The organism is Stutzerimonas sp. NM35, from assembly GCF_054604355.1.
On record NZ_CM137728.1, the window covers coordinates 602,069 to 620,270 of the forward strand.

General features: G+C 60.3%; 16 protein-coding genes. 8 read left to right on the plus strand and 8 right to left on the minus strand.

Annotated elements, in window-relative coordinates; genetic code table 11:
* The first annotated feature begins 7 nt into the window (after positions 1-7).
* Entirely contained in the window at positions 8-316 is a 309-nt protein-coding gene (locus ACYCFC_RS02865; RefSeq protein WP_003287672.1) for a hypothetical protein, read from the plus strand.
* Positions 306-1,361, plus strand: coding sequence for a copper resistance protein B (locus ACYCFC_RS02870; RefSeq protein WP_459653099.1), 1,056 nt, complete (start codon positions 306-308; stop codon positions 1,359-1,361). The genes ACYCFC_RS02865 and ACYCFC_RS02870 overlap by 11 nt, the downstream gene beginning before the upstream one ends.
* Positions 1,362-2,096: 735 nt before the next feature.
* On the opposite strand, the gene ACYCFC_RS02875 is transcribed toward ACYCFC_RS02870, so the two are convergent.
* Positions 2,097-2,426, minus strand: coding sequence for a DUF2790 domain-containing protein (locus ACYCFC_RS02875; protein WP_003280469.1), 330 nt, complete (start codon positions 2,424-2,426; stop codon positions 2,097-2,099).
* 538 nt (positions 2,427-2,964) lie between these two features.
* Between ACYCFC_RS02875 and ACYCFC_RS02880 the strand changes: the two genes are divergently transcribed.
* Genes ACYCFC_RS02880 through ACYCFC_RS02890 form a run of 3 tightly spaced genes read left to right on the plus strand, consistent with a single transcriptional unit; the run spans position 2,965 to position 8,959 of the window.
* The gene (locus ACYCFC_RS02880; RefSeq protein ID WP_313308951.1) at positions 2,965-4,212 is read left to right on the plus strand and encodes a TolC family protein; all 1,248 of its coding nucleotides are present in this window, start codon (positions 2,965-2,967) and stop codon (positions 4,210-4,212) included.
* Positions 4,209-5,846 (plus strand): efflux RND transporter periplasmic adaptor subunit, encoded by a 1,638-nt coding sequence (locus ACYCFC_RS02885; protein ID WP_003280473.1) that lies wholly within the window; start codon positions 4,209-4,211, stop codon positions 5,844-5,846. Before ACYCFC_RS02880 ends, ACYCFC_RS02885 begins: the two co-directional genes overlap by 4 nt.
* 2 nt (positions 5,847-5,848) lie before the next feature.
* A complete protein-coding gene (locus ACYCFC_RS02890; protein WP_181067717.1) occupies positions 5,849-8,959 on the plus strand; it encodes an efflux RND transporter permease subunit in 3,111 nt (1,036 codons plus the stop codon).
* Positions 8,960-9,148: 189 nt separating this feature from the next.
* Here the strand turns inward: ACYCFC_RS02890 and mobH are convergent, their stop codons facing one another.
* Entirely contained in the window at positions 9,149-10,972 is a 1,824-nt protein-coding gene (gene mobH / locus ACYCFC_RS02895; protein WP_200587481.1) for a MobH family relaxase, read from the minus strand.
* A 447-nt stretch (positions 10,973-11,419) separates the two neighbouring features.
* Here mobH and ACYCFC_RS02900 point away from each other — a divergent pair, with 447 nt between their 5' ends.
* The 3 genes from ACYCFC_RS02900 to ACYCFC_RS02910 all read left to right on the plus strand — a co-directional run bounded on the left by ACYCFC_RS02900 (position 11,420) and on the right by ACYCFC_RS02910 (position 12,602).
* Positions 11,420-11,695, plus strand: a complete 276-nt coding sequence (locus ACYCFC_RS02900) for a type II toxin-antitoxin system Phd/YefM family antitoxin (RefSeq protein WP_232244006.1) — start codon at positions 11,420-11,422, stop codon at positions 11,693-11,695.
* A complete protein-coding gene (locus ACYCFC_RS02905; RefSeq protein WP_102857144.1) occupies positions 11,695-12,108 on the plus strand; it encodes a putative toxin-antitoxin system toxin component, PIN family in 414 nt (137 codons plus the stop codon). The genes ACYCFC_RS02900 and ACYCFC_RS02905 overlap by 1 nt, the downstream gene beginning before the upstream one ends.
* 113 nt (positions 12,109-12,221) lie before the next feature.
* Complete coding sequence (locus tag ACYCFC_RS02910; protein ID WP_102857145.1) at positions 12,222-12,602, plus strand: DUF3742 family protein; 381 nt, start codon at positions 12,222-12,224, stop codon at positions 12,600-12,602.
* A gap of 28 nt (positions 12,603-12,630) precedes the next feature.
* Here the strand turns inward: ACYCFC_RS02910 and ACYCFC_RS02915 are convergent, their stop codons facing one another.
* From ACYCFC_RS02915 to radC, 6 genes are all read right to left on the minus strand, one after another.
* Positions 12,631-14,148: a conjugal transfer protein TraG N-terminal domain-containing protein gene (locus ACYCFC_RS02915; protein ID WP_102857146.1), complete on the minus strand. Its 1,518-nt coding sequence runs from the start codon at positions 14,146-14,148 to the stop codon at positions 12,631-12,633.
* Between the two features lie 12 nt (positions 14,149-14,160).
* Positions 14,161-14,502, minus strand: coding sequence for a hypothetical protein (locus ACYCFC_RS02920; protein ID WP_102857147.1), 342 nt, complete (start codon positions 14,500-14,502; stop codon positions 14,161-14,163).
* The gene (locus tag ACYCFC_RS02925; protein ID WP_373278837.1) at positions 14,499-15,902 is read right to left on the minus strand and encodes an integrating conjugative element protein; all 1,404 of its coding nucleotides are present in this window, start codon (positions 15,900-15,902) and stop codon (positions 14,499-14,501) included. Before ACYCFC_RS02925 ends, ACYCFC_RS02920 begins: the two co-directional genes overlap by 4 nt.
* A gap of 8 nt (positions 15,903-15,910) precedes the next feature.
* Entirely contained in the window at positions 15,911-16,846 is a 936-nt protein-coding gene (locus ACYCFC_RS02930; RefSeq protein ID WP_180983605.1) for a TIGR03756 family integrating conjugative element protein, read from the minus strand.
* The gene (locus ACYCFC_RS02935; RefSeq protein WP_446686655.1) at positions 16,843-17,244 is read right to left on the minus strand and encodes a TIGR03757 family integrating conjugative element protein; all 402 of its coding nucleotides are present in this window, start codon (positions 17,242-17,244) and stop codon (positions 16,843-16,845) included. The genes ACYCFC_RS02930 and ACYCFC_RS02935 overlap by 4 nt, the downstream gene beginning before the upstream one ends.
* Positions 17,245-17,503: 259 nt before the next feature.
* A complete protein-coding gene (gene radC / locus ACYCFC_RS02940; RefSeq protein ID WP_373278838.1) occupies positions 17,504-18,004 on the minus strand; it encodes a RadC family protein in 501 nt (166 codons plus the stop codon).
* Positions 18,005-18,202: the final 198 nt, after the last annotated feature.

The window sequence follows — 18,202 nt, forward strand, 5'->3', positions numbered from 1 at the left end:
AGATTCAATGAGCAATTTGCTGAAACGAAAAGCGCTGTTTGGTGGTGTCGCCGTGCTGAGCCTGATAGCCACCTTGTACGTCCCTACCTCGATGGCAAATCAAGATCACAACGAGCATGCCCAGCACTCGGCTGAAACGCACAAGGGTGCTGGTGGCAAAGCGGCTCCTGCGTCGCAAGAAAAGACATCCCAGATGAAGCAAATGGACCATGGCGCTATGGATCACGGTTCCATGAATCATGATGGGATGGATCATAAAAAAATGATGGGTGGGCATGGCGGCAAAGCCGAGGCAGGTTCGAACCATGACCACTAGGATCACGCGTCCTTCGTTCATAGCGCTGGCTGTATCGCTGAGCGCCCTCAGCGGTGGTTTCACCGTAGCTGCTGAAATGGACCATTCCGCGATGGTCCATGGCTCCATGCCCATGGACCATAGCCAGATGAATCATGGCTCTGCACCGAGCGCAATGGGAGGCATGGATCATAGCCAGCCAACCAGGGTGCGAACGTCGCAGAACCAGACTCCTGCGGCTGATCACAGCAAGATGGATCACGGCGCCATGCAAGGGCAAATGGGTGAGATGGATCATAGCGCCATGGATCATTCCAAGATGAACCATGGCTCCGCTGACGTTGCGAGAGCGACCAGTCGTACGCCCATTCCGGTTCTTACGGACGCCGACCGGAAGGCGGCGTTTCCGCCGCTGCCCGGCCATCAGGTACATGACAGCGCCATCAATGGCTTTTTTCTTCTTGATCAGCTTGAGTATCAGGATGCGAATGACGGTAGCGCCCTGGCTTGGGACGCCTCCGGCTGGCTTGGCGGCGATATCAACCGGGTCTGGTTTCGCTCGGAGGGGGAGCGCACCAACGGCGTTACTGAGGATGCCGAACTGCAGCTACTTTACGGGCGCTCGATCGGACCCTGGTGGGATGTGGTTGCTGGCGTCCGCCAGGATTTTAAGCCGGACTCACCACAGACGTGGGCGGCGTTTGGCGCGCAGGGGTTGGCGCTCTATGCTTTCGAAGCAGAAGCTACCGCATTTATTGGTGAGAATGGCCAGACCGCAGCTCGCCTCGAGGGTGAGTACGATATTTTGCTTACCAACCGGCTGATTCTTCAGCCGACAGCCGAGGTGAACTTCTACGGTAAGAACGACCCAGAACGAGGCGTAGGGTCGGGGCTGGCCAATACCGAACTTGGTTTGCGTCTGCGCTATGAAATCGTCCGGCAGTTCGCGCCCTATATCGGTGTTTCCTGGAGCCGCTCCTATGGCAACACTGCAGACCTGGTGCGTGAGGAGGACGGGGATGTTTCAGAGGCGCGCTTTGTCGCTGGCATCCGGGTATGGTTTTGAGTCAGAGAGGACGAAGACAGTTATAAGCTAGGAGGCAGAGGGCACTGTCGGTAACGCTGAAGTTTTAGCCGGAGGCGACGTCGGTGCTCTTGATGCCCATTCCCCGTAGTGCATGCTTCGCCCGCGAAGGCGCACGAATGTTCCATTGATGCCCCCCATGGAACATCCACGTGCCGGAGTTGAGTAGTAAATCGCTTATCCGTGTTCGCATTGGTAAACGCATCTTCAGATGCGTTAGATGCCGCTTAGCACCAAGGCTCGTCGATACTGAACTGTGCCAAACGCTATACCCGGCAGCCTTGACCAGATCAAAGCCACCGGTATGTCTGTTTGAGGCATGAGTGACGAGTAAATTTGAGGCATGGTTGCTTTCCTGCAAGCTGTCGAAATGGGCGCTGAGCAAGATCAGGCTCTACCGTTATCGGTCACTGGCTCACCAAGCGCACTGACTTCATCGGGATCGCCGCTGTCTGGCACGCTAGATATGGATGTAGGCGGAGTTTTGCATGTCTGCAAGGTGATTGGCATGTATACAGCGTGACGCTGGTCAGGTAGCTGCCGTGTTACCACTAGCCGGTAGTGGTATCACAGCTTTCAATGCCCCTGACCCGCATTGTTGGACGCGATACATAAAGTCGGCTGAAAGCTCAGCGATAGGTGGGTTATCTCTCTGGTATATAGCGTAATCATATGCGAGCGGCCTTCATGCCGCTCGACAGTTGAACGCTCCTTGTGTTATCCCGGGCAGTTAGTTCCAGCTACATGATATTCAAGAATATTTAAGTTGCCCTTGGAGTCCTCGTAAGTCATCTGTGCTGGTATCACCTCATTGCAAGTTATGTCAGTTCGTGTGGTTTGGATGACTTTGGCAATGTCTAGCTCCATTCCATAACGATAGTGCACTACTTTTGGTGGATTCTTTCCGGTGGAGATGGCGTATTCCTGCATCGCCTTTTCGTTTGCGCGAATCATTTCTCCATAAGTGCTATCCGAACTACCTCCAGCCATGGTCAGCGAAGTTACCGTCATCAATGATAATGCGGCCATGATTCTGCCAGTGTTCATGTTCAACTCCTGATTAAAATGTCGCTGGCATTATAAGCTTGGCGGGATTTCAGGTGGATGACTTCAGGATTATATTGTTGTAATTGATTGGTTTGTCCGGCTAATGTTTTTTAAAAAGTTAATATTTAAGAACGCAAGTCTCGTTGCGCCAGATCTCCGTGTTGGATTTTCGGCATATCAGTATTGCTTTGAAAAAGCTGACATCGATGTAATGTCCAGGTCATCTGCATGACAGGCCTGATCTGCAATAAAGCCAGGCAATAAAAAACGCTTCTTAATTCGAGGCTCGGATCACTAACGAGCCCATGCTTTTCCTTGTGCCGACTCCGCGTGCTACGGAGCTAGATCTGATGAATATTTTGAGAAAAGGAAGTGGCTCATTGGTGCACCTTTCGCTCTGCGCGATGAGAGAGAGCCTGGTGGACCTAGCCGAAGCTGGGAAAGGTTTTGGCTTTCGGCGCTGCGATCAAAGGGGCCGGCATAGCAGAAAGGGGAAGCTATGAACTGGATCGTTCAACCGTTGCCTGGCAGCCAACGAGTGCTGCTGGCTGCTGTCACCCTGGGCCTTGTTCTGAGCGGCAGTGTTCAAGCCGCACCAGAGTCAGCCGAATTTGGCGCCACCTTGCCTCCGCTGCTCGACCTGCTCGAACGCCAGAGCCCTGAGCTGCGGGCTGCAGGGTATGAGAGACAGGCCGCCTGGGAGCGGCCCGACGTGGCCGGCTCGCTTCCTGATCCGATGCTCACGTTCGAAGAAATGGGTATCGCCCGTGACGACCCGAGCCTCTCGCCGAGCGGCGTCGGCAGCACACGCTACGCGTTCCGTCAGACCTTTCCGCTGGGCGGCAAGCGAGGGCTTGCCCGCGAGATCGCCGAGGCGGGCGCAGAGCAGGCGGTGGCGCGCGAGCGCCTGAGCCGGGTCGAGCTCAGAAGCCTGGTCAAACTCGCCTTCAACGAATACCAGTACGCCCATGCCGCCACCCAGGTGACCGAGGAGTTGCGGAGCCTGGTGGATGAGCTTGAGAGCATCGCCGAGGCGCGCTACCGGGTCGGGCTTGCACCGCAACAAGACGTGATCAAGGCGCAGACCGAGCACAGCAGCCTGCAGAGCGAGCTGCTAACGCTGGAGCGTGACCGGCGCGGTACTGCGGCGCGGCTCAACGGTATTCTGGCCCGCCCGGCGAACGCGCCGCTGGCGACGCCTGCCGGTTGGTCCGCGCTGCCTGCCGCGGTGCCTACCCTGGCGGAGCTGCAGGCGAGAATCCTTGGCGGCAATCCTCAAGTGGCCGAGCTCAATGCACGGATTCAGGAAGCCCGGCGCGCCGAGGAGCTCGCGAATCGAAACTGGATTCCGGATATCACCGTCGGCACCGCCGTTGTGCAGATGGGCAACCGCGCAGAAGAATTCGAATTGATGCTGGAGATGAACGTTCCACTGTGGGGCAGGCGCCGCAGCGCCGAGCAGCGCGAGGCCGTCTCAATGCGCTATGCCGCAGAGGCGCGGCGCGAAGCGGTCAACAGTCGCCTCGCCGGTAGCGTCGGTGAAGCATGGTCGGCGTTGGAGACAGCCTTTCGGCAGCACGCGCTAACCGAAAGAACGCTCTTGCCGCAGGCGGAACTCACCTATCAATCGGCGCTCGCCAGCTATCAGACCGGCAACGTCGATTTCGCCACCTTGCTCGATGCCCAGCGACAGATCCGTCAACTGCGGCTGTCGCTCCTTTCGTATGAACTGGAGCAGCGCGTACGGGTGGTGGAACTGGAGCGTCTTGTCGGAGCAGAGCTATGAAACGCAGCATGATTCTGGGCGCCGGCGCATTTGCCCTCGCCACCGCAATCGCCGGGTTTGCAGGCGGTTACATGATGGCGCAAAAGCCCGCACCTTCAGCGGCCGTCGGTAGCAGCGCGCCACAGGAGCGCAAGGCTCTCTACTACCGCAATCCCATGGGCCTGGCCGATACCTCGCCGGTGCCGAAGAAGGACCCGATGGGGATGGACTACATCCCGGTGTATGCCAACGAGGCGCCCGCTGGCGCGCGGGGCGAGCGCAAGGTTCTCTACTACCGTAATCCCATGGGCCTGCCGGACACCTCGCCAGTGCCGAAGAAGGACTCCATGGGCATGGACTACATCGCCGTCTACGAGGGTGAGGAATCCGGAAGTACCGTAACCATCAGTCCCGAGAAGATCCAGCTACTGGGTGTGTTGACCTCGCCGGTCGAGCGCCGCGTGCTCACGCGCACGGTGCGTGCCGTCGGTACGGTGCAGGTGGACGAGCGTGGCCAGTACACCCTGGCGCCGAAGTTCGACGGATGGATTGAGAAGCTCCATGTGAACACCACCGGTGAGCCGGTCCGTAAGGGCCAGCCGTTGATAGACGTCTATAGCCCCGAGTTGGTCTCGGCGCAGCAGGAGTTCTTGATCGCCAATGCTGGACGACAGCGCCTAGCGGCTGGCAGTGCGAATGCCAGGCAGGGGGTCGCCTCACTCTCAGAATCTGCCATGCAGCGGCTACGCAACTGGGATATTGGCGAAGCACAGCTTGAGCGCTTGCGCCGTACCGGCAAAACCAGCCGTACCTTGACGATCACCGCTCCGGTGGATGGGGTCGTACTGGACAAACCGGCGTTGGAAGGCATGCGCTTCCAGGCCGGGGACGCTCTCTACCGAATTGCGGACCTCGATACCGTCTGGCTTATCGCTGAGGTATTCGAGCAGGACCTGGCGTTGGTAAAACCGGGGCAAGCGGTACAGCTCACGGTCAGCGCCTATCCAGGCCGCCATTTCACTGGCGAGGTGACCTTCATCTACCCCGATCTCTCGCCGCAGACCCGCACTGTAAAGGTTCGTATCGAGCTGTCCAATCCCGACGGCCTGCTCAAGCCGGCCATGTTTGGCACTGCCCAGCTGGCTGCTGGGGAGCGCACACCCGTGCTCGCGGTTCCCGACTCGGCGGTGATCGACAGCGGCACTCGGCAGGTCGCACTGGTCGCCCTGGGTGAGGGTCGCTTCGAGCCGCGCGAACTGCTCACCGGCAGACTGGCAGACGGCTTTCTTGAAGTGCTTGAAGGGCTGGGCGAGGGAGAGTCCGTGGTCACGCGGGCCAACTTCCTGATCGATGCCGAGAGCAACCTCAAGGCAGCGCTGAGCGGCATGAGCCCGAAGTCGGCGGCAGCCGATGCCCATGATCATGGGAGCCACGAAAGTCCTGGCCATGCCGCCACCCCGACCGATGACGACGCACACAGCGGCCATGCTGGCCACACTGAAAGCAGCGACGACAATCATGGGGGCAGTCACGGGAGCAGCGAGACTCATGCTTCGCCGGATGATGTGCATGACCACGAAAGCCACACTAAGCCAGGAGCACATTCCGGTCATGTCATGCCGGATGACCACGACAACTCCCATGGGGGGCATTGAATATGCTCTCCAGAATCATTGAATGGTCGGTTCGCAACGTCTTCCTGGTGTTGCTCGCCACGCTGATCATTATCGGCGCCGGCGTCTACGCCGTGGTGAAAACCCCGTTGGACGCGCTGCCGGACCTGTCCGACGTGCAGGTGATCGTCTACACCGAGTTTCCGGGGCAAGCGCCGCAGGTGGTAGAGGACCAGGTTACCTACCCGCTCACCACGGCACTGCTTTCGGTACCCAATTCCAAGGTGGTACGGGGCTTCTCGTTCTTTGGCGCCTCCTTCGTTTATGTGATTTTTGAGGACGGCACCGATATCTACTGGGCACGCTCGCGGGTGCTTGAGTACTTGAACTTCGCCTCCAAGAGCCTTCCAGCTGGAGTGACACCGGCGCTGGGGCCGGACGCCACCGGCGTTGGCTGGGTCTACCAATACGCGCTGACCAGTGCGCGGCATACCCTTGCGGAGCTGCGCACGCTGCAGGACTGGTTTGTGCGCTATCAACTCACCAAGGCCGAGGGTGTGTCCGAAATCGCCAGCATCGGCGGATTCGTCCAGCAGTACCAAGTCACCGTCGATCCGCAGAAGCTGCAGGCCTACGACATCCCGTTGAGCCGCATTTCCGACGTCATTCGGACCAGCAATGCCGACGTGGGCGGTCGCATCGTGGAAATGAGCGAGACCGAGTACATGGTGCGCGGTCGCGGCTATTTGCGTGGTGCAGCGGACATCGAGAAACTGGTGCTCAAGGCCGCGGGCGGGGTGCCGGTTCTGCTGCGCGATGTGGCGCGCGTCGAGCTCGGCCCTGATGAGCGTCGCGGCGTGGTCGAGCTCAACGGGGAGGGCGAGGTGGTCGGCGGCATCGCCGTCGCCCGCTACGGCGAAAATGCCATGAACGTGATCGACAACCTGAAGGCCAAGATAGAGGAGATTCGTCCCGGCCTGCCGGAAGGTGTCGAGATCGAGCCGGTATACGACCGTTCGGATCTTATCCAGCGCGCCGTGGACAATCTCAAGGTCACGCTGCTGGAAGAGTCGATCATCGTCGCGCTGGTGTGCATTGTGTTTCTTCTGCATGTACGCAGTGCGCTGGTGGCCATCCTCATGCTGCCGGTGGGCATCCTGATCGCCTTCATCGTCATGCGCTGGCTGGGGCTCAATTCCAACATCATGAGCCTGGGCGGCATCGCCATCGCTATCGGCGCAATGGTGGACGCGGCCATCGTGATGATCGAGAACGCGCACAAGCACCTGGAGCGGGCGCCAGCGGACAAGCCGAGGGCGCAGGTCATCATCGAGGCCTGCCGCGAGGTGGGGCCGGCGCTGTTCTTCTCGCTGCTGATCATTACCGTTTCCTTCCTACCGGTGTTCACGCTGGAGTCCCAGGAAGGACGGATGTTCTCGCCGCTCGCCTTCACCAAGACCTTCGCCATGGCGGGTGCGGCGTTACTCTCGGTGACGCTGGTGCCGGTGCTGATGCTGTTGTTCGTGCGCGGGCGGATCATCCCCGAGCACAAGAACCCGGTGAACCGTTTCCTGATCTGGATTTATCGCCCGATCATCCATATCGTGCTGCGATGGAAGGTGACAACCATCGTGGTGGCGCTCGTGGTTTTGGGCGTGAGCATCCTGCCGGCGCGCCAGCTTGGCAGCGAATTCATGCCGCGCCTCAACGAAGGCACGCTGCTGTACATGCCGGCCTCGCTCCCGGGCATGTCCATCACCAAGGCTGCGGAACTCATGCAGGTGCAGGACCGGATCATCAAGAGCTTTCCCGAGGTAGCCTCGGTATTCGGCAAGGCGGGCCGCGCGGCCACGGCCACCGACCCGGCCCCGATCGAAATGTTCGAGACGGTGGTCAACCTCAAGCCGGAAGAGCACTGGCGGCCGGGAATGACGATGGATAAGCTCATCGCCGAGATGGATGAAGCGCTCCGGTTTCCGGGTGTGGCCAACAGCTGGACCATGCCCATTCAGGGGCGCCTGGACATGCTATCTACCGGCATACGAACGCCCATTGGCATCAAGGTGTTCGGCATGGACCTCGCCGGGATCGAGCGGCTGGCCACCCAGATCGAGACGGTTGTGCAGGCGGTGCCCGGGACAACCAGCGCGTTTGCCGAGCGCATCACGGGTGGCTTCTATCTTGATATTGCCCCCGACTACGATGCCCTGGCCCGCTACGGCCTGACGGTGGGGGAGGTGCAGATGGTCATAGCCACTGCGTTGGGCGGCGAGCTTGTGACCACGACCGTGGAAGGGCGCGAGCGATTCGGCGTCAGCGTTCGCTACCCACGGGAGCTGCGCTCCGACCCGCAGCGTATTGCCACCGAGGTGCTGGTGCCCACGCCGGGCGGCGCACAAATTCCGCTCGGGCAGCTCACCGATATCAGCGTTTCCAAGGGCGCGCCCAGCATTCGTACCGAAAACGCGCTGCTCTCAGCATATATCTATGTCGATATTCGCGGCCGCGACATCGGCAGCTATGTGCGAGAGGCACAGCAGGCGGTCAATGATCAGGTGACCTTTCCACCCGGTTACTACGTGACCTGGAGCGGCCAGTTCGAATACATGGAGCGGGCGGCGGAGAGGCTAAAAATCGTCGTGCCGCTGACCCTGGTGTTGATCTTCCTGCTGCTGTACCTGAATTTCCGCCGGCTTACCGAGACGCTGATCGTCATGCTCTCGGTGCCGTTCTCGCTGGTGGGTGGTATCTGGCTCATGTGGGCGCTGGGCTACAACTTCTCGGTGGCCGTGGTGGTGGGCTTCATCGCCCTGGCTGGCGTGGCTGCCGAGACCGGTGTGATCATGCTCATCTACCTTGACCATGCGCTCGCCGAGCGCCGAGCCGAACGGGAAGCAGCCGGCGAGCAGTTAACGGTGGCTGATCTCTACCAGGCAGTCATAACTGGTGCAGTCGAGCGAGTACGGCCGAAGATGATGACGGTAGTGGCCATCATGGCCGGCCTGCTGCCGATCATGTGGGGCACCGGTACCGGCTCGGAGGTGATGCGACGCATTGCCGCGCCGATGGTGGGTGGGATGATTTCTTCCACCGTACTGACGCTTGTGGTCATTCCGGCGATCTACATGCTGGTCAAGCAGCGCAGTCTGCGGTGATCGCTCGGTAGCGTGTTCATTCGCAGCTTACCCGGAGGTTTGGAGGCGCCACCCAGGCCTCCGGGAGCAAATAAGCAGACAACAAAAGCCCGAGTAGCTGCTGAGACCAGAGATGGTTGTATGTTGCAACGAGCGAGGCTTCGGCACTTTCGTAGTCCACACTAGCGACATTCTCTTGCTCAAGTCGGGTCAGCTGCGATCAACGCCAAGTTGTAAGAACGGGTTGTTGAGCGGCACTTCCTCGAACAGATGCCTCGGATCTGCCAGCAGGTAACCATGCAGTCGTCGTGACTTGCGTGGTCCTGTCACCTCGCAGGTCCAGATGTTCAGACCATTGACCTGCTTGCGGTGCAGTTGCAACTTTTCGAAGCGCTTTTGCACCCACTGCCAATCTGCAACCTGATCCTGCTTGGCGAGCGTGGCCGTGTTCGGGTGCTCTTGTGCGTAGCGCTGAAACACACCGGGGCTAACCAGAAATGCCGTGTCGGCCACGGTGTGCACCAGGGCCCTGGCGTCATTGATGATGAGTTTGCGGCTCTGTACACGCTGCCGCAGCCAAGCCAGGAAATGTTCGCCGGAAGGTGACTCCGGTGAGTTTCCACCGTTTTCGATGGGCGGAAGTACAGCGGCAGGGGGCAGCATTGAATCGTTCGCCTGGGAAGGTGCGGCCGGGTCATTGATGCCCGTTGCTGGGGGTGGTTCAACCTCCGGCCTCTGTGGGTGCGGTTCGGTATCTGAGGTGCCGAGCAATGCCAGCAGGGCGTCGACGCTATCGGCAGCGGGTGCAGCAGAGGCCGCACGTGCGGCGGTCGCCACGGGTGAGGTTTCACCGCTATCGATGAATGATTCTGTGGTCGCATCGTTGCGCTCTACCTCAATCACGACAGTGCCAGTGAACGGCTCCGGCCGACCATCTCCCTCCCAGATCAGAGCCGGCGCCAATCGCAGCAGTGTGAACGTGTGCGACCAGCCTGCGTCGCTCGTGACCGTTGCTCGCCAGATTGCCTTGCCGTCAGTGGTGGGCTGGAGCATGCCGTGATCCTGCAGCACGTTGAACACGGCAGTGTTGTTCGCAGGGATACCTTCGATGCCCTGTGCCAGCAAGTGCGCGCGCAACTTGTCCGAAACAGTCTTGCTGACCAACCACAGAGAATCCTGCGTCAGCCAGCCGTCCGACGCCTGGGGTTGGTTGAGTTTCAGCTCCTCCTTCAGCAGGTAGCGCAGGCCATTGAGCAGCTTGCGCTGCAGCGCTTGCTTCGGGGCCGCCATAGCCCGTGCAGGATCGCCGCCCAGGGCCTGGGCAACCGAAGCACGGTCGGCCTGAATGACCAGCTCACCGAGGACGCCGGCGTGTTCGTACTGGCCGGCCAGAACGTACAGCAGTGCGGACCAGAGTGGCGGGAAGGTGCTGAGCCAGTCGAGAATCTCGCCATCGAGCACCTGGCGATACAGCAAGCCCGTGGCCGCGTTGTGTAAGCGGTATTCGCGATCCTGCCGGTAGCGGAATCGGTAGGGGCGTGCCAGCGGGCCGTGCCAGGGGTGCCAAATGCTGCCGTCGGCATGTTCGACGTGCAGATCGACAGCGATCTTGCCGATGTCATGCAGCAGCGCGGCGTAGGCTATGGCGGCGGTCCAGGCTTCTGCCTGCACGACCTGGTCCTCGGGTGTGGTGCCACTGGGTAGCAGGTACGACTGCCGCAGTTTGAGCGCATACGCGACGATTTCCAGGCCGTGGTCCAGCATCCCCCCTTGATACGCATGGTGATGCGCTTCCGACGCAGGAAACTGCTGGACCAGCTCGGCATAGCGTTGCAGCGGAGCCAAGTAGAGTGAAGCGAAATGCTTGCGCGAGAGCGAGGTGCGTTGCCAGATGTGCTCCAGCAGTTTCTGCCGGCGCGCTGTGGACAGCAGGGCGGCGACCGACTCCGGTCGCATCAGCCCTTTTTCCATGTCTCCGGTGGAGGAAAGCGAGGCCGTTACTGGTGGGCGTTTTCGTTGGAATAGCGAGAGCATCGATGGCACCTGGAGTTGAGGCAGGCGAGGGCCTTTTCCCTTTCCGGGTAAGCCCGTTTCCCTTGAGTCCCATTCCCTTGCGCCCTTGCTGGAATCCTTTGATATAGCAGGCGCGAACGGCCATCCGCGAGCGTCTATGCGGTGTGGGTGATTGCTCTTTGAGGGCGCCCCTAGAAGGAGCACGTTTGGCCGTGCGCTTTGCTCAGTTCAGGCAGGGCCTTTCCTCGTGACTTCTAGTCTCTTGCCCTTTTCCAGACTTTTGGTGCGGGCAGTTGCTCCTTTGCTGGCACCAGACAATGCGGTGATGATCCAAACCGGATTGTTTAGAGAAGGCAGGCTGTTTCCCCTCTACCGTGGTGACCCACACAGGCCAGCCGGATGGACACCATGCCGAACCTATACCATAATGATCATATCAATCATATTGACCGATATGGTCCGAGGTGGATGATGATTACCGAAGTCAGCGCCGTGAGCTTCCGGCAGAACCTGGGCGAGATGCTCAACCAGGTGCAATACCGCAACGACAGCATCGTCATCAAGAAGGACGGCAAACCGGTTGCGGCCCTTGTAGACGCCGAGCTGTTCGCCCGCATTCGACGCATGCAGGAGCGCTTCGATGCGTTGAGCGGCCGGATCGGCGAGGCCTACGCCAGCGTATCGGTCGAGGACGGTCTGGCCGAGATCGAGGCTGCGGTTGCGGCTGAGCGGAAGCGGGGCTGATGGCAGGGCTGCGCGTCGTGCTCGATACCAACGTGCTGGTGTCGGGCTTGGCGTATCCGGGCAGCGTGCCGGGGCGCATTGTGGCGGCCTGGCGCCAAGGCGGTCTGGATGTCGCGCTTTCGCACTTCATCCTGGACGAGCTGGCCCGTGTGTTGCCGCGCTTGCCCCGAATCGGCATGACCCCCGTGGAGATCCGCGATCTGGTCGACAGCCTCATGTTCCTGGTCGATATCGTCGAGCCGGAGGGCGAACATGCGGCAGACCTGCGTGACCCGGCTGACCAGCTCGTATTGCTCACGCTGATGGCGGCGCAGGCCGATTATCTGATTACCGGCGACAAGGACTTGCTAGCGCTGGCAAATCGGTATCCCATCGTAACGCCTGCGGAGTTTTGGTCGCGCCACGGTGTCTGATGGATGACGTGCAGAAATGCCCGTTACGCTTGAATAACCATGTGAGCTTCGATCAAAGGCACGGCAGACCCGATGTTGAGAGGACGTAGCGGGACGACCATGAGGTAACCACCATGAAAACTTTTGCGCAGACTTCATTCGCAGAGCACCTTGGCCAAGTATTCGGCCGGATGTGGTGTGGATGCCTGCGTCTAGAGCGGAAGATGAGTGGTTGGCTCGTAGAGCACGGTTTACCTGCTGGTGGAGCTACTGCCTTGCTCTGGATTGCCAAGCTGATGGTGGTTGGTGTGCTGCTATACGCCGCCTTCTGGTTGGTGCTTGTGCTTCTTGTGGCAGTGATTGCGGCATGGATGGCCCGCGACTCCGATGATGGTGCGTCAGAAGAGTGGGCGGTCGGTGAGCAAGCTGAACACAAGATCAATCCTGGCTACCATCCGGCTCTTTACAACGACGCTCCCGATTCGCGTTATGCAGACCCGCAGCATGATGACTAACGCCATCATTAGGTGTCGGGTTCGCTGCCTACCTGAGTTTGCCTGAGAGCATTCCCGGCGCTTTTCCTCCTGCTTGACTTACCGGTCGTGTGCCATCCGAGAGCCCTTGTAGCAGTCCGCCGGTGCGTACACCGACCCAAGATAAGGCAGCAACCCAAAACGCGGGCAGCGTGATAAACATCGTGGCCATCACGAAGTTGACGACCATATCGCCGAAAGTGTTGTTCAAGCCGATCAGCGGATCGAAGTTCGCATGCGGCCGGTTCCACCCCCAGCCCCAGCCATAGAGAGCGTCGAGGATCGTCGAGTCGACCCAGCGCGCGAGCTGGAACCAGAAATCGACGAAAAACAACGCGAACTGCACGATGCTGATCGTGACTACGGTTTTGAGATCGTAGGTGCCGATAACCAGCACCAACGGGATGCAGATCACCAGTGCCATCTTTAGCAGTGCCAGAACCATCGGCAGCGCCTGCCGCATCGCATCCATCGCGGGGAAGAACCCAATGGAGCCGATGGTCAGCCCGGCGTCACTGACGGCGCGGGTGGCGACATTGGGGATGGTCATTTCGATCTGGCCGCCGTAGTCGCTGTAGACCGCACCCTGGTTGAGCTTCTGCTGCCGGGGCGACGCGATGGCGCGAATCACCGAATCGTTGACTTGATCCTGTGACAGGAAACCGGCCCAGCCGCCGATCCGCGTCAGCAAGCTGGGGTCGACCTGGCCGAGCAGGCGCGCACGCAGTCCGTTCGTGCTGCCGGACCACCATTGACTGCAGGTTGGATAACCCGCGCCGCTGGGCACCTCAGTCAACCCAGCATCGCGGGCACTGTCGTAGGCCCAGCCCTCGCGTGGCGTCATTGCCCGGTAGATGTCGTAGTAACCCGCAGTGTTGAGGAAGAAGCGCGAACCGATCCAGGTCACGTCGTACATCTGTTCCTCGTCCAGGGTCGGGCGATTCATGAAGAGCTTGGCGCGTGCAGGTCCATAGCAGTCGTGAGTGAAATCGCTCACCTCTTGGGCGAGGACTGGATCATCGATGCGGGTGGCGTCGACCTCCATGCGCATCTGCCGCAGATCGGTGCCGCAGGGGATCGCCGCCACCGCAGCGCCGGTGAGCGCCCGCGAGACGGTGTGCATGAAGGCCCACCACACCGGCACTTTGGCCGACTGGTTGTTGAGGGTGCTGAAGGACTGGGACCAGCCTGTCTCAGCAGGCACTGGGACACTCACCTGGCATTGAGCTGAGCGGGTGCGATCGAACTGGAGCGTGTTGAAATCCACGTCGATGAACGGCATGCCCGCGAACAGGATAACCACGATGGATACATAGACGCGGCTCTCGATGCGCACGGCCGACAACGCGCCCTTGTTGCCTTCGTCGGCACCTTCGGCGCGAGCCTTTAGCCATTCCTGAATGATGATCGCTAAAAAGGGTACGGCGAATACGCCACTGGCGACGAGAACTGCCCAAATGCCGTTGTGGACGATCCAGGAGACAAGCGTCAGGTAATACTCAAGGTAATCGGTGGTGTAGAGGGTCATTGCAGCCTCCGGTTATCCGCCTTGTACGAACTGGCTGATTTCCAGTGCCGCTATTGCGATGACGGCAGCGATTTCGGCCGTCCGCAGGCGCCGGTGAGTGCCGGTTTCCCCCTCGCGAGCCAGTACACGGCGCCGCATCCAGCACCAGCCCCAAGTGGTGCCGGCATAGAGCAGTAGCCGCCAGGCCAGGAAATGGCCGCTATGATCATCCAGCCATTGCTGCCAACCCTCGATGCCGCCGGCCAAGTGGATGCCGACGACATTGGCAGTGATTGTCGCGACCAGTAGCAGAAGGACCCACAGCAGCGTCAAACTTGCGCGACGTAGCCAGTGGCGCCGCCACGCCATGCTCATGGAGTGCTCCCGCTGCTTGGTGGGCGCTGCAACTGATCGAGCCGGTCGCGGGTCGGATCACCTTGATAGATGCCTCGCGAGCCCGCAGAGCGTGCGCTGTGACGCTGGATGATGGCAGTGGGCGAATTGCTCGCCAGCTCGCGGCGCAGCTCCAGCTCGGTTTTCAGGTTATGGATTTCGCGGTCGAGTAGATTGCTTTCGCGTGAAACTGCTTTTTGCGCCAATTCGTTGGCTGCAACGTTCGGTTCTTTGCGTCCAGTCAGCAGGGTACGTTGCATCAGCAATGCTTTTTCGAGCACGCTAGACAAGGCGATTTCCGAAGCGAGGCGCCGCGCCAGGATGTCTTGATCGGGTTCGTCGCGCAGTGCTTCAATCACGCCGCGCGTGATTGGCAGCGAGGCGCTGCCGGCCGTCTGTAAATTGTCGAAGCTTAGGGGCTGGCTGCCGGCGATCAGCCCCTGGAGTACTTCGAGCCTCTCCTCGTATTCCTCCTGGATCAGCGGCGTCAGGCCGACTCCGGGCATCGTCATAGTCTTGGTGCATGCTTCGCACGTGCGCTGCTCTTGCTCGCCCAGCACCCGTACGGCCCAGGCTGAGGCTGCGGTGGGCGAGTTCCAGGTCTGGCAGGTCAGGTTGCCACCGCAACTGCTCGGATCGATTGTGCTGGTGTCGTCGACATCGCGCCCGTTAACCAGGTTGTAACCGGCGCGGGTGACATCACTGACGACGCGAATCGGGCGCTGCCCCATGCCTCCCGCATTTTCACCACCGACCCAGGTCACCCCTTCGTTGCCGCGGCTAGATTCGGTCTGCTCGATGGCTGATACGGCGTCGGTACTTGAAACGGCTTGCCTAAGTACCATGCCATCGGCGAGCTGGCTCCATCCGATCTGGCCGCCGGCCATGTCGCCCATTTTCTCCGCCATTGCGCGACAGGTCAGTTTGGAACGGTCAAAATCCAGCCGAGCCTGCAGCACGCCGTTGGTCAGCAGGTTGTATAGCCCGGGGTCCGCCCTCTGAATGATCAGTGCTGGCAACGACGCCACGGCGGCCGTAGCGTTCTGAATGACTGAGGACATGATGGTCTGGAACCCGTTGGTCACGCCGTTCAACTGGTTCTGGATCGTGGTCGAGATAGACATATCGCCGCAGATCAGATTGCTGTCCCAGCCGACGCCGACGCCAATGGAGCGCATATTGGACGCAGGTGTCATCGACACGGCCTGGCCGCCGCCGATCGAATACAGCACATCGTCACCGATCACGGAGCCCTGGTGTTGCACACCATGTTGGTTGACTCTGGTCTGAGCAGATGCATTGGTGCATGCCATCATCAAAACAGCGGTTAGAAGGAGAGGGCGCGGCGTTACAGCAGGAGAAGAAGTGCAACGGGTCATCATGGCCTGCCTCAGTTGAAATCGACGCTGCCAAGAAAGACCTGACCTTCGCGTTCGCAGCAGCTATAGGGTCGCCACAGCGCCCAGGCGTAATCACCCTGCTGCGCCTGCACGCGGTTTTCGGAGTGAGGGAAGACCGCGCACGTGCGGGAGAGCGTCGGTGTCAATTCCTGCCACTTGCCTGTCGTGGCGTCGCTCTCGATCAGATCTCCGGCTGGCCAGTAGCCGTCCGCGGCATCGGCGAGCAGAGGCTGGTAGAGGTGGATTTGGCCGCGGCGGGTGACGACATCCCCGGCACGTTGGGCCACCACCGCGCCGGCCATGTAGTCATCGCTTTGGTGCAGGAAGCCGCCGCGTGGATAGACGTTGCCCCAGAGGTTGCGGTCAGTGCGGGTGCCGATCTCGCGTTCGCCTGGAGTCAGCGCTTCGGGGTACACCATCTCGGGGATGTTGTAGCGCCACGCGATGGTGTCGAGGGTGCTTAACAGGTAAGGCATGAAGGCGGTGCCGGCACCTTCGCAGATATAGCCGAAGCCGGAGGCGAACTGGCTGAATACATAGCCGCCGGGGTGGCCGATCACGTCGGCGTTCTTGAACTTCGCCAGGTTGTTTTCGTGGTTCTCGTTGGTCGTACCATCGCCGCCGGCTTGTGCCGTGGCGTTGGGTTGGCTCATCGACTGCACATCCACCCATGGATTCGCGCCAGTGTTCGAGTAGCTGGACACAACCGCGTCGGGCACGTAATGCCTGACCTTGACCGAGGTCTCCACGGAGCAGCTGAAATACGTGCAGAGCAGCCAGAAACAGATACCGGCAACGCGATATTCCAGACAGTCCGGTGAGAGCGTCGAGGATGCGATGGTGGAGGTGTCAAGCGCGAACGACGGGGTCCCCGTCGTCAGCAGAATGGCGGCGATGCCGGCGCGCAGGCGGTGAGAACACATCATGGCTGCGTTCTCTGATGCGCTTTGATGAGCGCAACCGCCTTGGCGACGTCCGGCTCGCCATAAACCACATAGCGTTGATCAACCACTACAGCGGGGATCGTGGTAATGCCCAGGCTCCAGGCATCCACCACGCCTTGGTAAGCCATACCAAGGCGCGTCTGTAGAAAGTTGCCGCCGTCTTTTAGTCGCCGTTGCACGAGGGCGGTACTGCGCGTGGGGTCGGCAGGCAGATGGGCACCCAACTCGGCCTTGATTCGGGCTGGCTGATCCAGCTCGATAACCCGAACGCCGTGGGTAGCCGGTACCGGGTGCTGGCTATCGGTAACAACGAGAATGTTCTTGGCCTGCGCCAGTGGGCCGAGCAGCGCTGTGCAAAGCGCTGTGGCAAGTACGTACATGCGCAGTTTGGATGGGCAAGGAAGCGGGGCTGGCATGTCAAGCTACCGTGAAGTGGATTGTGTCGGCAGTTGACTCGACGGAAAGGGACACGGCGACAAACAAACGGGAATCACGGCCTTCCGATTTAATCGCGAGCCGGAGAACAACGCGGAGCCAAAAGGTTTCTGTGCGGAGATAAGCAGGCGCAGGGCGGCGCGCCCGAGTGGGCGGCCGACTCCGTGCAGGTAGGGAAAAGATTGCGCCGCGCAGCGACGAGGACTACAGCAGGCCATTCGAGGCGAACGAGAACGGTTCGCCCTTGCCGACGATGAAATGATCCAGCAACCGTACTTCCACGCAGTCCAGCGCATTTTTCACGCGCTGGGTCAGTCGTTCGTCCGAGGATGAGGGGTCTGAGCAGCCGGACGGGTGCTGGTGCGCGACGATCAGGGCGGCGGCATTGTGGGCAAGCGCTCGCTGAACAAGCACGCGGGGATGAATTTGAGCTGCGTCTATTGTGCCCCTAAACAGCGTTTCACAGGCGATGACCTGATGTTTTGAGGACAGGAATACTGCGACGAACACTTCGCTGGGTTCTGGCATCAGCTTCAAACGCAGATAGTCGCTGACAGCCTCCGGGTTGAGCAGTAGGGGGCCATCGGCGAATAAGCGGCGCTCCAGTAGCTCAATAGCCTGCGCGATGATGCGGTTTTCGTAGTCGAGAGCCGTTGGCGGACAGGATTTTGCCATAGAGTCGAGGCGGACTAAGGATGTGAGCATGGGATGACCTCCGCGGGAGAGTTCGGAGGTGCGCCCATGGAGGGTTTTCCCTCCGGGGACGATGGTTGTGGTGTCTGGATGAGCATGGCATCCGCCAACGCCTTGGCGGTGGCTGTTCGCACAGGGATGCAAGGCGAACGGGAGTGGTCAGCGCGGCAACGCGGCGCCGTAGCCTTGAGGACCGTGGCTACCGACTTG

What these genes read in the sequence shown, in the direction of transcription:
- ACYCFC_RS02865 (WP_003287672.1), top strand. Translation starts at nt 8, where the DNA reads ATGAGCAATTTGCTGAAACGAAAAGCGCTGTTTGGTGGTGTCGCCGTG.
- ACYCFC_RS02870 (WP_459653099.1), top strand. Translation starts at nt 306, where the DNA reads ATGACCACTAGGATCACGCGTCCTTCGTTCATAGCGCTGGCTGTATCG.
- ACYCFC_RS02875 (WP_003280469.1), bottom strand. Translation starts at nt 2,426, where the DNA reads ATGAACACTGGCAGAATCATGGCCGCATTATCATTGATGACGGTAACT.
- ACYCFC_RS02885 (WP_003280473.1), top strand. Translation starts at nt 4,209, where the DNA reads ATGAAACGCAGCATGATTCTGGGCGCCGGCGCATTTGCCCTCGCCACC.
- ACYCFC_RS02890 (WP_181067717.1), top strand. Translation starts at nt 5,849, where the DNA reads ATGCTCTCCAGAATCATTGAATGGTCGGTTCGCAACGTCTTCCTGGTG.
- mobH (WP_200587481.1), bottom strand. Translation starts at nt 10,972, where the DNA reads ATGCTCTCGCTATTCCAACGAAAACGCCCACCAGTAACGGCCTCGCTT.
- ACYCFC_RS02900 (WP_232244006.1), top strand. Translation starts at nt 11,420, where the DNA reads ATGATGATTACCGAAGTCAGCGCCGTGAGCTTCCGGCAGAACCTGGGC.
- ACYCFC_RS02905 (WP_102857144.1), top strand. Translation starts at nt 11,695, where the DNA reads ATGGCAGGGCTGCGCGTCGTGCTCGATACCAACGTGCTGGTGTCGGGC.
- ACYCFC_RS02910 (WP_102857145.1), top strand. Translation starts at nt 12,222, where the DNA reads ATGAAAACTTTTGCGCAGACTTCATTCGCAGAGCACCTTGGCCAAGTA.
- ACYCFC_RS02915 (WP_102857146.1), bottom strand. Translation starts at nt 14,148, where the DNA reads ATGACCCTCTACACCACCGATTACCTTGAGTATTACCTGACGCTTGTC.
- ACYCFC_RS02920 (WP_102857147.1), bottom strand. Translation starts at nt 14,502, where the DNA reads ATGAGCATGGCGTGGCGGCGCCACTGGCTACGTCGCGCAAGTTTGACG.
- ACYCFC_RS02925 (WP_373278837.1), bottom strand. Translation starts at nt 15,902, where the DNA reads ATGATGACCCGTTGCACTTCTTCTCCTGCTGTAACGCCGCGCCCTCTC.
- ACYCFC_RS02930 (WP_180983605.1), bottom strand. Translation starts at nt 16,846, where the DNA reads ATGATGTGTTCTCACCGCCTGCGCGCCGGCATCGCCGCCATTCTGCTG.
- ACYCFC_RS02935 (WP_446686655.1), bottom strand. Translation starts at nt 17,244, where the DNA reads ATGTACGTACTTGCCACAGCGCTTTGCACAGCGCTGCTCGGCCCACTG.
- radC (WP_373278838.1), bottom strand. Translation starts at nt 18,004, where the DNA reads ATGCTCACATCCTTAGTCCGCCTCGACTCTATGGCAAAATCCTGTCCG.